General features: G+C 44.2%; 18 protein-coding genes. 1 reads left to right on the top strand and 17 read right to left on the bottom strand.

What is annotated here, in order from left to right:
• Positions 1-199: 199 nt before the first annotated feature.
• The 11 genes from AC1YY3_RS11515 to AC1YY3_RS11565 form a co-directional block, all read right to left on the bottom strand.
• Positions 200-694 carry a bifunctional adenosylcobinamide kinase/adenosylcobinamide-phosphate guanylyltransferase gene (locus AC1YY3_RS11515; RefSeq protein WP_481823920.1) on the bottom strand — a complete coding sequence of 165 codons (495 nt, stop codon included), beginning with the start codon at positions 692-694 and terminating at the stop codon, positions 200-202.
• Entirely contained in the window at positions 691-2,091 is a 1,401-nt protein-coding gene (locus tag AC1YY3_RS11520) for a cobyric acid synthase (protein WP_482194489.1), read from the bottom strand. Before AC1YY3_RS11520 ends, AC1YY3_RS11515 begins: the two co-directional genes overlap by 4 nt.
• 143 nt (positions 2,092-2,234) lie before the next feature.
• On the bottom strand, positions 2,235-2,801 hold the full coding sequence (gene cobC, locus AC1YY3_RS11525) for an alpha-ribazole phosphatase (RefSeq protein WP_481823918.1): 567 nt from the start codon (positions 2,799-2,801) through the stop codon (positions 2,235-2,237).
• Positions 2,786-3,532 (bottom strand): adenosylcobinamide-GDP ribazoletransferase, encoded by a 747-nt coding sequence (gene cobS / locus AC1YY3_RS11530; RefSeq protein ID WP_481823917.1) that lies wholly within the window; start codon positions 3,530-3,532, stop codon positions 2,786-2,788. Before cobS ends, cobC begins: the two co-directional genes overlap by 16 nt.
• Positions 3,533-3,534: 2 nt before the next feature.
• Positions 3,535-4,620, bottom strand: coding sequence for a nicotinate-nucleotide--dimethylbenzimidazole phosphoribosyltransferase (cobT, locus tag AC1YY3_RS11535; protein ID WP_481823916.1), 1,086 nt, complete (start codon positions 4,618-4,620; stop codon positions 3,535-3,537).
• The gene (bluB, locus tag AC1YY3_RS11540; RefSeq protein WP_481823915.1) at positions 4,611-5,264 is read right to left on the bottom strand and encodes a 5,6-dimethylbenzimidazole synthase; all 654 of its coding nucleotides are present in this window, start codon (positions 5,262-5,264) and stop codon (positions 4,611-4,613) included. The genes cobT and bluB overlap by 10 nt, the downstream gene beginning before the upstream one ends.
• Before the next feature lie 81 nt (positions 5,265-5,345).
• A complete protein-coding gene (locus tag AC1YY3_RS11545; protein ID WP_482194490.1) occupies positions 5,346-6,428 on the bottom strand; it encodes a bile acid:sodium symporter family protein in 1,083 nt (360 codons plus the stop codon).
• A 42-nt stretch (positions 6,429-6,470) separates the two neighbouring features.
• Positions 6,471-7,484 carry an NAD(P)/FAD-dependent oxidoreductase gene (locus tag AC1YY3_RS11550; RefSeq protein ID WP_481823913.1) on the bottom strand — a complete coding sequence of 338 codons (1,014 nt, stop codon included), beginning with the start codon at positions 7,482-7,484 and terminating at the stop codon, positions 6,471-6,473.
• A 61-nt stretch (positions 7,485-7,545) separates the two neighbouring features.
• Positions 7,546-7,716, bottom strand: coding sequence for a rubredoxin (locus tag AC1YY3_RS11555; protein WP_481823912.1), 171 nt, complete (start codon positions 7,714-7,716; stop codon positions 7,546-7,548).
• Positions 7,717-7,799: 83 nt separating this feature from the next.
• Positions 7,800-8,930, bottom strand: coding sequence for a GNAT family N-acetyltransferase (locus AC1YY3_RS11560; protein WP_481823911.1), 1,131 nt, complete (start codon positions 8,928-8,930; stop codon positions 7,800-7,802).
• 289 nt (positions 8,931-9,219) lie between these two features.
• Positions 9,220-9,462, bottom strand: a complete 243-nt coding sequence (locus AC1YY3_RS11565; RefSeq protein WP_481823910.1) for a hypothetical protein — start codon at positions 9,460-9,462, stop codon at positions 9,220-9,222.
• A gap of 95 nt (positions 9,463-9,557) precedes the next feature.
• On the opposite strand from AC1YY3_RS11565, the gene AC1YY3_RS11570 reads away from it, so the two are divergent.
• Entirely contained in the window at positions 9,558-10,058 is a 501-nt protein-coding gene (locus tag AC1YY3_RS11570) for an MAPEG family protein (protein ID WP_481823909.1), read from the top strand.
• A gap of 71 nt (positions 10,059-10,129) precedes the next feature.
• On the opposite strand, the gene hldE is transcribed toward AC1YY3_RS11570, so the two are convergent.
• From hldE to AC1YY3_RS11600, 6 genes are all read right to left on the bottom strand, one after another.
• Positions 10,130-11,557, bottom strand: coding sequence for a bifunctional D-glycero-beta-D-manno-heptose-7-phosphate kinase/D-glycero-beta-D-manno-heptose 1-phosphate adenylyltransferase HldE (gene hldE / locus AC1YY3_RS11575; RefSeq protein ID WP_481823908.1), 1,428 nt, complete (start codon positions 11,555-11,557; stop codon positions 10,130-10,132).
• Between the two features lies 1 nt (position 11,558).
• Complete coding sequence (locus AC1YY3_RS11580) at positions 11,559-12,128, bottom strand: D-sedoheptulose-7-phosphate isomerase (RefSeq protein ID WP_481823907.1); 570 nt, start codon at positions 12,126-12,128, stop codon at positions 11,559-11,561.
• 137 nt (positions 12,129-12,265) lie between these two features.
• The gene (locus AC1YY3_RS11585; protein WP_481823906.1) at positions 12,266-13,084 is read right to left on the bottom strand and encodes a glycosyltransferase family 2 protein; all 819 of its coding nucleotides are present in this window, start codon (positions 13,082-13,084) and stop codon (positions 12,266-12,268) included.
• A gap of 105 nt (positions 13,085-13,189) precedes the next feature.
• Positions 13,190-15,004: a lipid A export permease/ATP-binding protein MsbA gene (msbA, locus tag AC1YY3_RS11590; protein ID WP_481823905.1), complete on the bottom strand. Its 1,815-nt coding sequence runs from the start codon at positions 15,002-15,004 to the stop codon at positions 13,190-13,192.
• Positions 15,005-15,006: 2 nt separating this feature from the next.
• Complete coding sequence (locus AC1YY3_RS11595; RefSeq protein WP_481823904.1) at positions 15,007-16,155, bottom strand: O-antigen ligase family protein; 1,149 nt, start codon at positions 16,153-16,155, stop codon at positions 15,007-15,009.
• Positions 16,156-16,314: 159 nt separating this feature from the next.
• Positions 16,315-17,079, bottom strand: coding sequence for a glycosyltransferase family 2 protein (locus tag AC1YY3_RS11600; protein WP_481823903.1), 765 nt, complete (start codon positions 17,077-17,079; stop codon positions 16,315-16,317).
• Positions 17,080-17,237: the final 158 nt, after the last annotated feature.

Raw genomic sequence — 17,237 nt, forward strand, 5'->3', positions numbered from 1 at the left:
AAACCGCGAAAAATAGCCAAGGGTTTATGAAAAATGGCGAGATAAATGCGTATTTCAGCCGAATACCGCCCATTAAGGTGAATGCCAATTCAAAAAAATCGGCTTTTGACCAGTCAGCCGGAGTTTCTGCTGTTTGTGCAAAGGTCTCTATATATTAAATAACAATAAAATCATGCAGGTATTACACATAAAACAGTCGTCACTTTAATCGCAAAGTTAGTCCCGCACAACAAAAAAACACTTGATCGCAGTGTTCACTCAGCAACTGCGCGGCTTTGCCCGATAAATCGACGAATTGCCGAGACAAAGGATTATCGGGAATTACGCCTAAACCCACTTCATTTAGCACAAAAACCAGGTCATTGGGTAACTGCAAACAGTCAGATAACTCCTGCAAAATTTGTGTTTCGTTATGATGATGATAAAGCATATTGTTCAACCACATAGACACACATTCGATTAACACAGTGCTGGCGCAATTTTTTAAGGCATTTAGCAATTGGATAGGCTCTTCTAGCGTGGTAAAGCGATCTTGCCGACGTTGCTGGTGTGCTGTGATACGTTCACGCATTTCATCGTCAATAAGCTCCGTGGTTGCCAGGTAATAAGGTTTTTGCTTGGCCTGCTTAAGAATGTAACTTTCAGCCAAGCGCGATTTGCCGCTTTTGATGCCCCCAATAAATAATGTCTTCATAGCTCTGCCCTTAATATGCCTAACAACACTCGTATGTCAATGGCTTCTCCAACCCTATCCGCAAATTGCTGAATTTCCGTTTCACGGTAATCCTTATAGCCGTAGCCCTTATATGCAGGATTAATCGCCTTAAAATAGCTGCTACGAAAATCGTCATCATCAAAAAGACCATGTACATGCGTACCCCAGATTTGTTGACTTTGATAATACAAGGGATAGCGGTTCATTCGGCCATAATGTATTTCATAACCTTTGATGGCGTAACCGAATAAGGTATAGCTGCCGTTCGCCAGCACCTTGGGGGTTTGATAAATCACGTCATCGTCGATAAAACCGAAACCTGTTACCATACCTGGGGTATTGTGTTCCAGCGCATCAGGGTCATTCAAGTTTTGGCACAGCATCTGATAACCGCCACACAGCCCAAAGATTGGCTTGTTAAATGCCTTGATTTCATTGAACAAACCCTGGCTTTTCAACCAACGTAGGTCATTCATAACTGTTTTGCTGCCGGGCAACAATACCATATCGAACGCTTGCAAGGGACGGCAAGCATGGATCAATTCAACGTCCAATTCGCTATCTGCCATCAACACGTCCAGGTCGTTGTAATTACTTAAGCCTGGGTAAGTAATCACCGCGATGCGGATTTTGACATCACCCAAACGTTGTTGGTAATTCTGTAGCGATTGGGAATCCTCCATATCAATATTCAGTGGCATATAAGGCAATACGCCCAAAACAGGTACACCAAACCGTTCCTTGATAATGCGTTCGCCGTCGGTAAAAAAACGCCTATCCCCCCGAAATTTATTGATGACCACGCCAATAAGATTTTCTCGCATGACCGGTTCCATCAGTTCCAATGTGCCATAAATGGAAGCAAAAACACCGCCGCGCTCGATGTCCGCGACCAATATATTTTTGGTCTTGAAAGTGCTGGCAATAAAGCTATTGGAAAGATCTCGATCCAGCAGATTCAACTCTACCGGCGAACCAGCGCCTTCGGCAATCACCAGATCATAATCTTGTTGCAGCTGTGTAAACGCCCGTGCTACGTGTTCTTTTAGGCTGGTCATTTCATCGTAATAACTCGTAATCGACTGGTTTTTATAAACCAAGCCATTCACAATAACCTGTACAGAACTGTCCCCATAAGACTTCAGCAACACCGGATTAAACAAATGACTGGGCGCAACCCGTGCGGCTTCTGCTTGGAAACATTGTGCCCTTGAAATTTCCCGCCCTTCCGGTGTAACCGCAGAATTATTGGAGACATTCTGCGCTTTAAACGGCGCAATACGGATGCCACGATCTGCAAAAAGACGGCATAGCGCCATCGTGACGGTGGTTTTTCCGGCATCGGAACTGGTGCCAAAAACGGCTAATGGGTGCATTTATAGATTTATTTATTGGGTAGTGGATTAAATCTGCATTTTGACGGACTTGTTGGCTTCATGCCTGTGGTTCGCATGTATTTTGGAGGGCAAACCTAGGTTTGCCACTCCTGCCTATCAAGTTACAGGTTTCACCCGCTACCTTATTGGTTGAGGTAATGAATGTATGTGTAATCGTTGATATGTTGCAGCTTATGCAGCGAACCAACATCAACACGAAATTTAAAAGCATTGGCTGGTGGCATTTGCAATACATGAGCCAACAAGGCACGAATAACGCCGGCATGGGTGACAAGTAAAACCTGTTTGGCTGGATTCTTTAAAAGCAATTCATCCCAAAAGCTGCCAACACGTTGGCACAATTCGCCAAAACATTCACCATTTGGTGGCGATGTCGTCACAAAATTTTCCGTCCAGTTTTTCAACACATCTGCATCTATATCGTCAAAGCGTTGGTTTTCCCAATCACCAAAATTAACTTCCTGCAAACGGTCATCCGTCTCAATTGGCTTGGAAAAAGTTTGCGCCAATTGTACGCAACGGCTTAATGGGCTGCTGATTATCAAGCAATCCACCGATAAATCGGGTAATTTTTCGCGTATAAGCCGCGCCTCAGCTACGAAACTGTCGGCTAACTCGACATCGCTTTGACCATAACATAAGCCGTTAACGGTCTCTGTCTTGGTATGGCGGATCAGGTAAATGTCCACAATGCGCTGATGCTTAGATAAAAAATAACTTCCGCCACTTGCTGGCTAGTACCTAGGCAATCGCCAGTATAACCGCCGATGTGACGATAGAAATAACGGCCTAATCGCCAATTAGCTAATAGCACAAGAGGGATGGCTAAACTGCAAAGTAACGGGAGCAACAGCAAAGGCAGTAAGGCAATAGTCCCCGCAATAAGTAACTCCTGGGTACTGGGCTTATAAACTGCCACACTGCCTTTACTGTTGTCGCTTCGGGCATAATCATAAGTTCGCATCAACAGTAACGGTTGAAAGCGGCTAATACTATGTCCGGCAAACAATAATAGGGGTACGGAAGCGGCTGGCAGCGAACTCAGCAAACTGATTTTTAAGGCCATCAACAATAACAGGCCGAGCGCACCATAAGCGCCAATCTGCGAATCTTTCATGATGTCCAGAATGCGTTGCTTGTCGTAACCGCCACCAAAACCGTCACAGACATCGGCAAAACCGTCTTCATGAAATGCGCCTGTGAGCAAAATCCCTGCAATTAAAGCCAGTATCACTCCGGTTGTTTGCACCCACAACAGATTCGCCAGATAAAAACACAATCCAGTTAATCCACCCACCACCCAGCCGACCAAGGGCAGATAAATGCTGGCTTGCGGCAATTGGTTGTAGTCCTGATCTTTGGGTGCAGGTAGCCGTGTATAGAAACTAAGGGCAAGGAAGAATAGTTTTAGTTGTGGCATACCTAGTGGCTTGTTTGCTGATCGACCCCAGCATCAGCAAACGTGGACATCTCGTTTAAAAATAAGATAGCGGACTGGATTAACGGATAGGCAACGGCAATTCCTGAGCCTTCACCCAAACGTAATTCCAGGTTCAATAGGGGCTGAGCTTTAAGGTACGACAATAAAGCTTTATGGCCTTGCTCGGAAGATACGTGGCAGAACACGCAATAATCCAACACAGTCGGATACAGTTTGTATGCCACTAGCAGCGAGGCACTGGCAATAAAGCCATCGACCATAATCAGCATTCCTAGCTCGGCGGCCTTGAGGTAAGCGCCCACCATCATGGCAATTTCAAAACCGCCGAAAGTAGCCAGCACATCCAGTGGTGCTGTTATATCTTTATGGAAATTTAAGGCTTGCTGTAACACGTCGTGCTTATGGTGTAACTGGCTATCATCCAAACCAGTACCGCGACCAACGCATTGTTCCATTGAAAGACCAGTCAGGCAATGTGCAAGCAAAGCGGCGGATGAGGTGTTGCCTATACCCATTTCACCAAAACCAATACAGTTACAGCCGTTTGTATGCTGTTGTCTTACCAGTTCTGCACCTGAATGTATGGCTTTTAGGCACTGATTTGCAGACATGGCAGAATCATAAAGAAAGTTTTTTGTGCCTTCGGCTATTTTTGCATTAATCAGTTTGGGATGACCACTAAAAGCCCCCTCTCCCTCTGGGAGAGGGTTGGGGTGAGGGAAATCAGCATTAACCCCAGCATCCACAATCAACAATTCCAAGCTGTGTTGCCTTGCAAATACACTGATCGCCGCACCTCCCGCCAAAAAATTGGCAACCATTTGTGCGGTAACAGCTTGCGGATACGCGCTGACCCCTGATTCTACTATGCCGTGATCACCGGCAAAAATGAGAATGGTTGGCTTATTTAGTTTGGGTTCTAGGCTATTTTGGATCAAGCCTATTTTCAGTGCGAGGTTTTCTAATTGTCCTAACGCACCCAGCGGTTTAGTTTTTTGGTCGATTTTGGCTTGTAGGTCAGGCTTTAGCCGTGAGGAGACCGGATTAATGCTAAAACCTAGCGACACGGACTGTTCCAGTTATTTTCAAAGACCAATTCATTGATGTTTCTTCGCTCTGCCCACTGTTCCTGCTCAAGCATAGGTTTGTCGTAGAACTTTTCCACATGACCTAAACATAAGATAGCCACGGGGTGGCTGTCTTCCGGCATACTAAATAACGCTTTCAAGGCTTGCGGTTCAAACAGGGACACCCAGCCCATACCCAGCCCTTCCGCCCTGGCGGCGAGCCACATATTTTGGATTGCACACGACAACGAAGCTAAATCCATTTCCGGTAAGGTGCGGCGACCAAAGATAAAATCTTCGCGCCGATCACACAAAGCGGCAACCAATACTTCGCCGCACTCCAGGATACCTTCGACTTTCAGCTTCATGAATTCATCTTCACGTTCGTTTAAGGCTTTGGCAGTGAGGATTCTTTCTTTTTCGACCAGATTGTGGATGCCCTTGCGTAAACCCGAATCGCTGATACGGATAAACCGCCACGGCTGCATAAAACCCACACTGGGCGCATGGTGCGCGGCAGCCAGCAATTGGTTGAAAATTTCAGGGTCAACCGGATCAGGCAAGAAATGGCGCACGTCGCGGCGTTCGTAAATGGCGCGGTAAACGGCGGCGATGTCGGAATCAGGATAGCGGTGTTGGGGCATTGTTATTAAATTGAGGACGTAGGATGCGGTGAGGTACGAACCGCATCGTTCAAGTTTCGCGATTGATGCGGTTCACTCTGTTCACCGCATCCTACGTACTGGCATGTACAATTCCGATCTACGCTGAAACAAAGTAAAATCAACGAATGAAGCAATAAGATGCTGGACGAGGTTATAAAAAATAATCGGCAACATGACTTGCGGGTGGTCGGCTAAAGCGACTGAGACAAGCACCAGCCCTGTGCCATTGTTGTTCATGCCAAGACCAAACATCAACGAGGCCATGTCTTTACGGTCTGAGCGGAAAATTTGCGCCAGCAGATAACCAGTAGCAAAGGTAGCAAGACAAAGCGCAACAACAATTGCCAACATAATGGCTAAAAAGTCGATGTCCGGTTGCGACAATGCTTTGGGCAAACTTAGAGAAGCGTTGGAATAATTCAGCAATAACAGGATGCAATAGTTTATGAGTTTTACATGAGGTTTTACCTCGGCAAGCCGGGACTCACCGATGAGACGATGCGCCAAGATGCCTAGCAATGACGGCAGGATGACCCAAATTCCCAGAAACGTTATCACACCATCAGAAGCGATTTCATGTAAATCTTCAGAATAATCACCTGTGGTCACGAAACCGACAGCATGAAGAACCAATGGAGTGAGTATCGGGCTGAGTAAAGTGGCGAGCAATACCAAGCCTAGGCTTAAAGCAAGGTTGCCATTGGCGTTTTGCGCCCATGCCGTGGATGCTCCAGCAATCGGCATAGAAGCAACCAGTGCGAGACCAACAAGAATATGCTGTACTTCTTCTGGATTATGCCAGAACTTCATGATGAAGCTAATGCCGATAATAAAGAATAGTGGTATCAACACATTGCCTGACAAACCGCTTAACAGGATCAATGGCTTTTGCGCCAGTTGAGTAAGCTGCTTAGTTTTTACTCCCAGCCCTGCGTTGAACAATAATAACGACAGCATCAGTGGCGGCAAGGAAAAGTCTATTTTATTTTGGAACAAAACGATGCTACCCAACTCAACTTCACGAATCCAAATGCCAAATCCTGGCAGTAAGGCGGCGATAAAATAGGAAGTGATAATTATCCAAATGAAATACCGGTGGATAGTGTGCGTGAGCGTTTCGACCCAATGCTTTGCTGGAATCATGGTTGATTTAATTTTTAAGCGTTAATGGATGCAACCGCCCAACTAAAGATTATACGGATGCCCCGCCTCAAATCCATGCACCTTGGCCTTAGTCGAAAACGGTGCGGGCGACCAGGCCACTTGCTCTTGTCCTGCCAGATAATTCGCTAACCACAAGGCTTGGCTACGGATGGGCAGGATGTAGGCGTAGAGCTTGCCGTCAGGCAATTCAGCGGCATCACCCACAGCAAAAATAGCTTCATCGCTGGTTTGTAAGTAAGGATTAACCTTTATCCCCCTGCCTACGTCCAAACCAGCCTGTTGGGCTAATTCGGTGCGTGGTTTAAACCCGCACGCGACGATAACGGCATCAAACTCGGTATTCACATCCGTTTCTACGCACATTTTACCGCCTTCCTCAACGATGCCATGCACGGCTTGATTAAATAAAACTGCAATACCTGATGATTGGAGGACGCCGAGTAGGGAAGCTGAATCCTCGGCAACCAATTGCCGTTCCATCAACCTATCCATCGCGTGATAAACAGTCACCTTATCGCCAGCAACAGCCAAATCTGAGGCGACTTCACAACCGATCAACCCGCCCCCAATTACGGCCCAATGGGGATGTTTATTTTGGCTTAAAAACGGCTGGCGGAATTTCCGCATAGCTTTTAAATCGACAAGGCTATTTAAGCTAAAAAACAGCTTTTCAAAAGGACGGAACGGTGGCGGCACGAATGCTGCCGATCCCTGAGCCAATATCAACTTGTCATAAGATAATGATTTTTCCTGACCTGGGCCGTCAATGGCGATTGTCTTCGCGTTACGATCAATCGCAGTGACTTCCGAGCCAGCAATGACATCAATATTATTTTCACGCAACTTCTCGAAACCCTTGAGGATAATGGACTGCTCAATATCGGTCTTGGTAAAACCACGGGATAGCAGCGGCCTGGAATAGTAACCGTCGTGTTCACAGGTCACCAAAACGATTTCAGCATCTGGGGACAGTGCCCGATACTTTTCGGCAAAGGTCACACCCGCGATACCTGATCCAACAATGACAATGTTCATGCTGCCTTCCTAATTTTTTTAGGTTTTAATTATTATTGTTAAACCAATCTTACCGCATCTTTTAGTTGATTAACTCAAAATCACTTTTGCCTACGCCGCATTCCGGGCAATGCCAATCGTCTGGAATATCTTCCCATAACGTACCTGGCGCAAGATCAGAATCGGGATCGCCTGCTTCTTCATCATAAATATGTCCACAAACGGCGCATTCATATTTTTTATAATCGGACACTTTTTTCTCCTAATGGTCGAGTAATTGGCAATGAGTTAATTTTATTCCGAGAGCTATTTTACTATTCAAGCCGATAATGTCGGTTATTTTTTAAATGGCAGATATTTTGTCGCATCATCCTTATAAAATTGCACTGCATTTTTTTCTCTGACCAAAAACTGCGCGATGGCTTTGGCAAAGCGCTCATCTTGAAACCAGTGCGCGGAATAGGTCGTGACTGGTTCAAAACCACGGGCAATTTTATGTTCGCCCTGTGCGCCAGAATCAAAACGCTTGAGTCCTTTGGCAATGCAATAATCCAGCCCCTGATAGTAACACGCCTCAAAATGTAGCGCGTTGTATTCCTCAAGACAGCCCCAATAACGGCCATATAAGGTATCGCTACCCACAAAACTGAGTGCCGCACCGACATACGCGCCGTCTTTCAGGGCAAACGCTAACAGCAGTTGGTCGCTCATTGTCTCAGCACATCTCAGGAAAAAATCGAGATTCAGATAAGGCCGCGTACCATGCTTAAGATACGTCATCTGATAAAAATCATAAAATACCTGCCACTGATACTCACTGACTTCCCCACCTGATAGCTGAACCATTTCAATGTCTTGCTCGATGACCTTCCGGCGTTCACGTTTCAGCATCTTGCGCTTACTGGCGTTCAACGTACTTAGAAAGTCATCGAAGGTCTGGTAATTTTTGTTAAACCATTGGAATTGCACGCCTTCTCGAATTGCCAAGCCCAAGGCACGGAATGATTCCAGTTGCTCACCGACGGGGAATAAACAATGCCAGGAAGAAATACCGTCTTGCTCAGATTGTATTTTGATGAAATCAACCAGCAATTCGGTTATTTGCTGTTGATCGGCGTGGTCATTAATTGCAATCCGCAAGCCCTGACACGGCGTAAAAGGAATAGCAGTCAACCATTTAGGATAATAACTTACCCCGTTCTGCTCATAAGCATAAGCCCATTGATTATCAAACACATACTCGCCACGGGAATGAGTTTTAAGATACAACGGCATTGCCGCAATTAGATTGTTGCTTTCAGTAACCAGCAAATGCTTAGGTTGCCAACCCGCCTGCTTAGACACACAAGCACTTTCCTCCAATGCTAACAAAAACTCATGCCGCATAAAGGGATAGCCATCCCCAATAAGTGCGTTCCAAGCTTGGCTATCCACTTGGTTTATGGCGGTGATTTGTTTTATTTCCATATAGCGCGGTCAACTTTCTGGCACATAATCAGGATAACGGGAAATTCTACAAATTCAAAAATCCCTACACTATCAAAGAGTAGGGATTTTAAGTTATCTCATAATACCGGAATGTTAACGTAGCGTGGGCGTTGCTTACGATTAAGCGGCTTGTTTAGCGCGACTGGCTTATATAAATCTGACCTTTTATAGCTCAAGCGCTTATCCTCATCATGGAGCTGCATCTACGCTTGATATTTATATCATAGCAGGGAGTGTATATTACGGATTCAATACGAACCTTGCGGAATTAATCGTCATCGTGTTGACCATGATGTCCTCTCCAGCCATGATGCCCACCCCAATTATTACCGCCACCATTCCAGCCGCGACCACCATGCCAACCATGATGTCCACCACCATAATACCCGTTAGATTGGTAGCCGTTGTTATAGCCGTTATAAGCACCTCGGTAACCATTAGGATATACAGCACAACCCTGTAGAATGAGTGCAAAACCTAATAAAGCCATCAAAACTAATAATTTTTTCATTATCTGCTCCAGAAAGTTAAACGTTATTTAAACTAAAGGCACAACATTAAAGGTGCTAACCCTTAAAAAGTTGAGCCTAGTCTAATCCTTAGTCAATGAACGTAGGCTTAATGTGCTGGTCGGGTTTTGGTGCGTGTTTACTAGCAAGGTACAGTCGTACAGGTTACGATAAAGCTTATACAAACTTAGATGCTTCTGGAGGGCTTATGGTTAGTCCTATATACGCAGGAATATTGGCTTTATTGATCGTTTACTTATCTCTAAACGTCATAAAATTACGCCGTGCCAACAAAGTTATATTAGGCGATGGTGGGGTAGCACAACTTCAAAATGCGATCAGGGCGCAAGGTAATGCAACTGAATACATTCCGATAACCTTGATATTACTGATACTTCTGGAATTCAGCGGCGCGAATGTCTGGTTTGTGCATATCGGTGGTATTGCCATCATTGTGGGTCGATTGGCACATGCAAAGGGTTTGCTGTCTGAAAACCTTCGTTACCGAGTGCTTGGGATGCAAGTTACCTTTTTTACGATAATCGGATTGGCAACAACTAATATTTTCTACGCTTTGTATAAAATGTTTAGCGCGTAGCCGTGTTGAGGTTGCTAGCCGAGACGGTTTCTGAGCAATTTACTCAAAACAAGAATTTTTGCACATTAGCCTTACTCGATAGCAGCTTGTGATTTTTTAATCATCGCCGTTGTTGATTGTCCTTCCACAAAGGACAGGATTTTTACCTCGCCACCTGCCTTGATAACGCAATCGCCACCTGCTACTTGCTCTGGCTGGTAATCACCGCCTTTAACGATGACATCCGGTAATACGCTACAGTACAGACGCACGGGTGTGTCTTCGGTAAATGGCACAACCCAGTCTACGCAGGACAATGCGGCTAAAACTGTCATTCGTGCCTGTAAGCTATTGATGGGTCTGGATTCGCCTTTGAGTTTTTTAACAGATTCGTCCGAATTTACCGCCACACACAAGCGATCACCCAACGCTTTGGCCTGTTCTAAATAAGTTACATGGCCGACATGCAACAAATCAAAGCAACCGTTAGTCATAATGATCTTCTCGCCATTGGCTTTCGCTGTGGCAATAAGAGCTATCAATTCCGCTTCTGAAACCACGCCATATTGCGAATCTTTGTCGCCGTGCATGGCACGAGTAAGCTCGGCAATAGAAACAGTTGATGTGCCTAATTTGCCGACGACTATGCCACCAGCCAAATTCCCTAAGTACATGGCATCGTACCAATCCATGTCGATAGCGACACATGCTGCCAATACTGCGATGACGGTATCTCCAGCACCGGTAACATCAAATACATCTTTGGCTTGTGCAGATATAGAATGTACTTGGTCTTTCTGTAACATCGTCATACCCGCTTCGCCGCGAGTCACTAGCAGGTTTGGAATCTGATAGGTGTTGATGAGTTCACGACCTTTTGTCAGCAAATCTTCTTCATTATCACACCCACCCATGACGGCCTGGAATTCAGACCAATTAGGTGTAATAAGGTCTGCTTGAGCATAGCGTTGGTAATCTACGCCTTTGGGATCAACCAATACTTTTACCGATAGTTGTTTGGCTTGATGTATATGCTGCTGAACATGCGACAAAGTCCCCTTGCCGTAATCCGAGAAAACGACGACATCATTTTTGGGTAAATGTTGAGATAAGCGTGACACCATCTCAGTCTGGATAAACTCGATAGGCGTTTCTTCGAAATCGACCCGAATCAATTGCTGATGCTGTGCCACAATGCGTAATTTGCAGATGCTACGAACTGCTTTTTCGACGATTAAATCGCAAATCACTCCCGCAGCTTCAAGTAACTGCTTAACGATTCGACCTTCTTCATCATCACCGACCACGCCTAATAAGGTCACTTTACCGCCTAGTTTGGCGATATTGAGGGCAACATTAGCTGCTCCACCGACACGGTCTTCGATGGTTTTAACTTGCACCACAGGCACAGGTGCTTCGGGAGAAATCCGCGCTGCTTTGCCTGACCAATAGCGGTCAAGCATGACATCGCCGACTACCAAAACACGGGCTTTAGAAAAATCAGGTGTTGTTGCCAGCACCTTATGCCTCCCGACTGAATGCATCTTCTACAACCGCACACCACCAATGCCCGATTAGGATGTGGGCTTCTTGAATTCGCGCGGTTATGTTTGATGGGACTTTGATCGTCATGGTCGCCAATTGGCTTAGTTCGCTGCCTTCGCTTCCGGTCAAGCCAATAACAGCCATCCCCTTATTATTTGCGGCTTTTACGGCAGCAATGACATTGCCGCTACGGCCAGATGTCGAAATGGCGATCAAGCAATCATTGGCATTACCCAGCGCTTCGACTTGACGAGAAAAAATAGAGTCAAAGTCGAAATCGTTGGCAGCGGCGGTTAATATGGAAGTATCTGTCGTGAGTGCGATAGCGGCTAAGGCCTTACGTTTTTTTTCATAACGGACGACGAATTCCGCCGCGATATGTTGGCAATCAGCCGCGCTACCACCATTACCGCAGAGCAGGATTTTTCCACCTTGTTTTAAAACGCTAATCAATAATGCACCAGCCACTTCAATTTCATCACTATTATTTGCAAGCTGTTCCAGCACGACTTGGTGCTGGGCAAGAACCGACAAAAATGTCTTCACGCTGGATACCTTATGTTCATGACGGATTTTTACACTTGGATTTGGTAGCTATTAAAGCTTGTTGAAATTAATTCGATCTTCGTATTAATAGGATGCTTTCAAATATGAAAGCAGCGCTACTATCAGTTATTCCAGGTTTATCGACTCATTAACTCGAAATAATCATCCATTAACGATTCCCCCCACTTTTCTTCGACTGAGATTAAATTATCTTTGTCAAAGAATGGTGGGTATTTCTTTTTGGAAGTCAGACGAATGTAATGATGAACAAACGTATCCAGACAAATATGCACCGGTTTTATATCGCCTATTTTTTCAGAACGTTTTAAAGTGCGGTAGTACAAATCATAATCGGCGGCTTGTAGACGTTCGTCCCACAAGCCTATTTTATCCAGCGCGGTACGTTTCATAACAACGGTGTTACCCACAAAACCTTGGCGCACTTTACCCTCAAACTTGTGATGACGTTGTTCACAAAATAACACCCAATTTTTATACATAAGCCTATGCGCGAGTTGTAAGAAAAACTTTGATTGCCCCAAGATTGAGGTAATAAGCTTCACTTTGTTCCAACGCCGCCGTAATTTTCTCGTTTCAACTTTTGTTTCAAGTTGTTCTACACCACAAGAAGTAGCAACTTCTAAGCCATTAAAGTCCATGCTATCCATCATGTGTTTATCCCAATTGGGAGAAACAATGATGTCATTGTTTAAAAAAGCCAGCCAACCATACTGTGCTACTTCTATTCCGCGATTTTGACAAAATGGATAAGAATAATTGGCTGCATTTCGGATAACTGTTGCGCCAACGGATTCAAAAAACTCGACGCTGCCATCATCGGAACCATTATCAACAATAATCAATTCAAATTTGTTGTGCGTGTATTTAGTCAAATTTTCCCAATACAATTCATTCATACATTTCTGATTGTAAATGGCAGTGATAATACTCAGCACGGTTTACTCCTAACAAGCCTTGGTGTTTTTCATTATAAGCACATCATCGAACCGTCGAACGATGCTGTTCAATTTGACTTACTTCGACTACAGACAACAATACGTTCACATTAATTCCTTTGGTTCATGCGGGTTATATACATAGCTCTGAATGACATCAACAGTTTTGCGGGCATGGTCAGTATCCTGCTGAAATTGAATATGGTGCAATCGCGCATACGCGCCATTTTTTGCTATCAATTCCTTATGCGTTCCTCTTTCCACAATCCGTCCATGTTCCATGACCAGAATAAGGTCGGCTTTTTCAATCGTCGATAGCCTGTGGGCAATAACTAGAGTCGTCCGATTGCTCATCACCTTTTGCAGGGCTTTTTGGATGTATCGCTCCGATGCGGTATCTAATGCTGATGTAGCCTCATCGAGTATAAGAACCGGTGCATCTTTAAGCAACGCCCTTGCCAAAGCAAGGCGTTGCCGCTGTCCGCCCGACAACTTCACGCCATTTTCGCCAATTTCCGTGTTCAGCTCGTGTTCCATCTTGCTGATAAATTCCATGGCGTACGCATCAGTGGCTGCGGCAATAATTTGTGTACGACTGGCATTAGCTAATGCGCCATAAGCGATATTATTGGCTATCGTATCATTGAACAGGGTGACATTCTGGGTAACCAGCGCCAACTGTTTCCTCAAATTTACCAATTGGTAGGTATTGATTTCAACACCATCCAACAGAATTTCACCTACTTCATGTTGATAAAAACGCGACACCAAATTCACCAGCGTACTTTTCCCACCCCCAGAAGACCCGACCAGCGCGATGGTTTGCCCGGGTTCAGCCTTGAAACTAATATCAATAAGTGCAGATTCTTTTGCCCCTACATAATTAAAAGACAGGTTTTTGAATTCCAACGCGCCCTTAGCCTTTTGGACTTGATAACTGCCTTCATCAACTTCACCTGGCACATCCAAAATCTCAAATATCGTTTGAGCCGCCGCGATACCTTTCTGAATATCGCTGTTGGCATCACTCAATTGCCTTATTGGCCGTTGCAATAGTATGGCTGCCATCAGATATGCGATAAATTCACCGACACTGGCTTGTTTCATGAAGATCAGTGCCATATACATCAAAAAAGAGAGTGCTATGGCAATTATAAATTGCATGATAGGGTTGTGTATCGCTGTGGTGGTGGCGAGTTTTAACGATTGCCGCCGATTATATAAGCTGCTTTCCAAAAACCGCCGGCGTTCATATTCCTCGCCGCCATAGCCGCGCACGATACGGTGTCCAGTAACCAGTTCTGACGTTATGTGAGTGATGTCACCAATAGAATCTTGTATTCTTCTGCTAATCATCCTGAGCCGTTTACTGACGTACTTAACCAGCACGACGATAATGGGAGTAATAGCAACGAAAACGAGGGATAGCATCCAATTGGAATAGAACAGATAAATCAACAGCCCCACTACCGTCAAACCTTCCCTTACAAAAGTACGTATTGCGTCCGTACTTGCCTTGGTCATTTCACCGACATTATTGGTAATCCTGGAAATCAGGTAACCGCTATTATTAGCATCGAAGAAGGCGGTGGGCAGTTCTGTATATTTGTCGAATATCTCGCAGCGCAAGGCATGGACGACATTAGTCGAAACTTTTGCCAGAAAATAGTTGCCCAAATACGTACCAATACCTTGCACGACAAATACACCACTAAAAAACAAGGGCAAATAAAACATCCCTTCTCGTGTCTCAGTTTGTAAGGTATCAACAATATGCCTAATGAGTACTACCAATGCGGACTGGGTGCCGGAATAGATGGAAAAACCCAAAATACTGATGGCAAAAAGACCACGGTAAGGTTTTACGTAGACCAATAACCGTTTGTAAATTTGAATGCCTGCACTTGTTGATGTTTTCATTGTTACACAAGTTTACTGCGCGAAATATTAGGCGCAAAGCACAGCGCTATCATCACAGCAAACCAATGTCCCTCCGTGTGATCGAGAAATGGACTATTAAATAAACTGGTAATGATTAACGTAAGTAAAAGCCCCTGCGCCAGCCATTTTTCTGAATCAGGTAATGTTTTGGAACAGTAATACTGACTGAAAAGAAATCCTGAATACACAAGAAAACCCAACAAACCGAACTGAACGGCTATCAACAAAAACTCGTTATGGGGATTTTTTATATTATCGAGGTGAGCCCCCGTTACTCGCTGGTATTCTTGAGAAAAACTGCCAGTGCCATGACCCAGCCAAGGTTTTTCGGTAACCAGTTTCAGGGAGTTTTCCCAGAATTTGTACCTTAAACCCATAGAAGTTGGCCTTTTTTCAGGCTTATGATTGATATAAGCCCGTGTATTATCCAATCCTTCATGAATTCGGATTGATTTATCTAAATAACTAAAATACAGTGCCAAAAGAACAATCAGTAAGCTCATTGAAACCAGCAGCCCTTTTTTGCCAAAACGCTGAACAGCTAAAAGGGGTGCCAAAACCATAAAAACTAGCTGCCCGGTGCGCCCATCAACGAGAAAGAAAAGATTGTAAATTCCAAATAGTAATAATGCTAAATACCATTTGGTATGCTTATTATTATCAAATGCCTTGTGTGCACAAAAAAACATAAAAAAAGCGATGAAAATGCTGTGGGTGATGCGACTTTTAAGGGTAAAGGTCTTATGCCTGAACATATCCATAATACCAAAATCCATCAAGTAAGAACCCAATAGCGTCAGCACTGATGCAAGGATGAAAGCTTTCCAAGCCCAAAGTCGATAACGTTCATTGGTGAAAAAACAGGAGAGTAAGGGAATAAAAAACAACTCTCGATATTTTCTGAGCATAGAAAATGCCTCCTCACTGGGAACATCCCCATAACTAAAGCCCAGGATAAAACATAGATACAATAGCAACGCCCATGTTGCAACCGAAGAATCCTTAAAGACGGCGGGTAACTTTTGGAATTGAAAGGTAAGCAGCCACAATAAGCCCATTACCACAGAGATAATGATTGCTAAAGCGGTCGATAGATAAATTGATATGATAAATAGTGCGGTTATGAACACACCGTAACCTAGCAAATTCTGCTGTATTAGCTTGATAGTGTGCTGACTCATATCGATGTTGTGTAAAGTTTGTTGATGCAAATGATTTTCCCATTCAAAGCATTTCGTAGCGAAGTAAACTTGCGCTGAGATGCCTTATTGTAATTGATGTGTGGATTATCAATCAGGATGCGTTAGTGCGGCATTCTGGCGCATTTCTATAACCTGGGCATATTTTAGATAAGACCGTAATGCACCAAGCAACGAGGCATTCAAGCCATCAAGCCCATAGATGAAGCCTCTTTTCAGGAAGTAATATTTCACAAAGGAAGCAGTCCCATGAATAACCGGATCCCAGGTACTGATTTTTCGATTGCTCTCAACAAGCACTTTTGCATCCCTTTTGCTGTATTTTGCTGTCCGCATGAGATAGTCGCTCAAGTCCTTGAAAGAATAATGGATAATATTGCCTTCCATTCTCAGGTAGTTGTTTGTTGTCAATGAGGTATGCCCAATCATCGGCGAAAAACGGCAACGATCTTTATGGTATAGCCTAATCATATAATCGGGATACCAAACTTTCTGCCACCGTGTACCGATATAATTTTTTCTTCGGAAAGCATAAGCGTCATAAGCTGTTTCAGCATAATTAATATCCTGAATTTCCTTAATCATTTGCTCGTCTAAGTACTCGTCGGCATCCAAATGCAAAATCCAATCGTTTTTGGCGAATTGCACACCAAAATCTTTCTGCAAACCATCACCTAGATAACTCTGTTCAACAACCTGTGCGCCTAAGCTTTTTGCAATCTCTCTTGTCTTGTCCGTGCTAAGGCTGTCAACAACGATTATTTCATCCGCTACCTGCCATGCAGATTCAATACAATCCTTGATACGCTCTTCTTCATTTAAGGTAATGATGGTGACTGTTATTTTTTGGTTCATTGGCTTTCAAAGAAACACCTTAGCTGCTAACTTTTTGGAAAATAATATAATTTTCATAGCTTCTATGAGCCATTGACAATTTGAATGCTGGCTTTTTAGCAAAAATATAAGCTAAGAGTTACGGCTATGTTTGTTCTGAAATTTGAATGTTCGCGTTT

The organism is Methyloglobulus sp. (assembly GCF_964779595.1).

Coding starts and splice junctions, on each gene's coding strand:
- AC1YY3_RS11515 (WP_481823920.1), bottom strand. CDS start 694: ATGAAGACATTATTTATTGGGGGCATCAAAAGCGGCAAATCGCGCTTG.
- AC1YY3_RS11520 (WP_482194489.1), bottom strand. CDS start 2,091: ATGCACCCATTAGCCGTTTTTGGCACCAGTTCCGATGCCGGAAAAACC.
- cobS (WP_481823917.1), bottom strand. CDS start 3,532: ATGCCACAACTAAAACTATTCTTCCTTGCCCTTAGTTTCTATACACGG.
- bluB (WP_481823915.1), bottom strand. CDS start 5,264: ATGCCCCAACACCGCTATCCTGATTCCGACATCGCCGCCGTTTACCGC.
- AC1YY3_RS11545 (WP_482194490.1), bottom strand. CDS start 6,428: ATGATTCCAGCAAAGCATTGGGTCGAAACGCTCACGCACACTATCCAC.
- AC1YY3_RS11550 (WP_481823913.1), bottom strand. CDS start 7,484: ATGAACATTGTCATTGTTGGATCAGGTATCGCGGGTGTGACCTTTGCC.
- AC1YY3_RS11560 (WP_481823911.1), bottom strand. CDS start 8,930: ATGGAAATAAAACAAATCACCGCCATAAACCAAGTGGATAGCCAAGCT.
- AC1YY3_RS11565 (WP_481823910.1), bottom strand. CDS start 9,462: ATGAAAAAATTATTAGTTTTGATGGCTTTATTAGGTTTTGCACTCATT.
- AC1YY3_RS11570 (WP_481823909.1), top strand. CDS start 9,558: ATGAACGTAGGCTTAATGTGCTGGTCGGGTTTTGGTGCGTGTTTACTA.
- msbA (WP_481823905.1), bottom strand. CDS start 15,004: ATGAAAACATCAACAAGTGCAGGCATTCAAATTTACAAACGGTTATTG.
- AC1YY3_RS11600 (WP_481823903.1), bottom strand. CDS start 17,079: ATGAACCAAAAAATAACAGTCACCATCATTACCTTAAATGAAGAAGAG.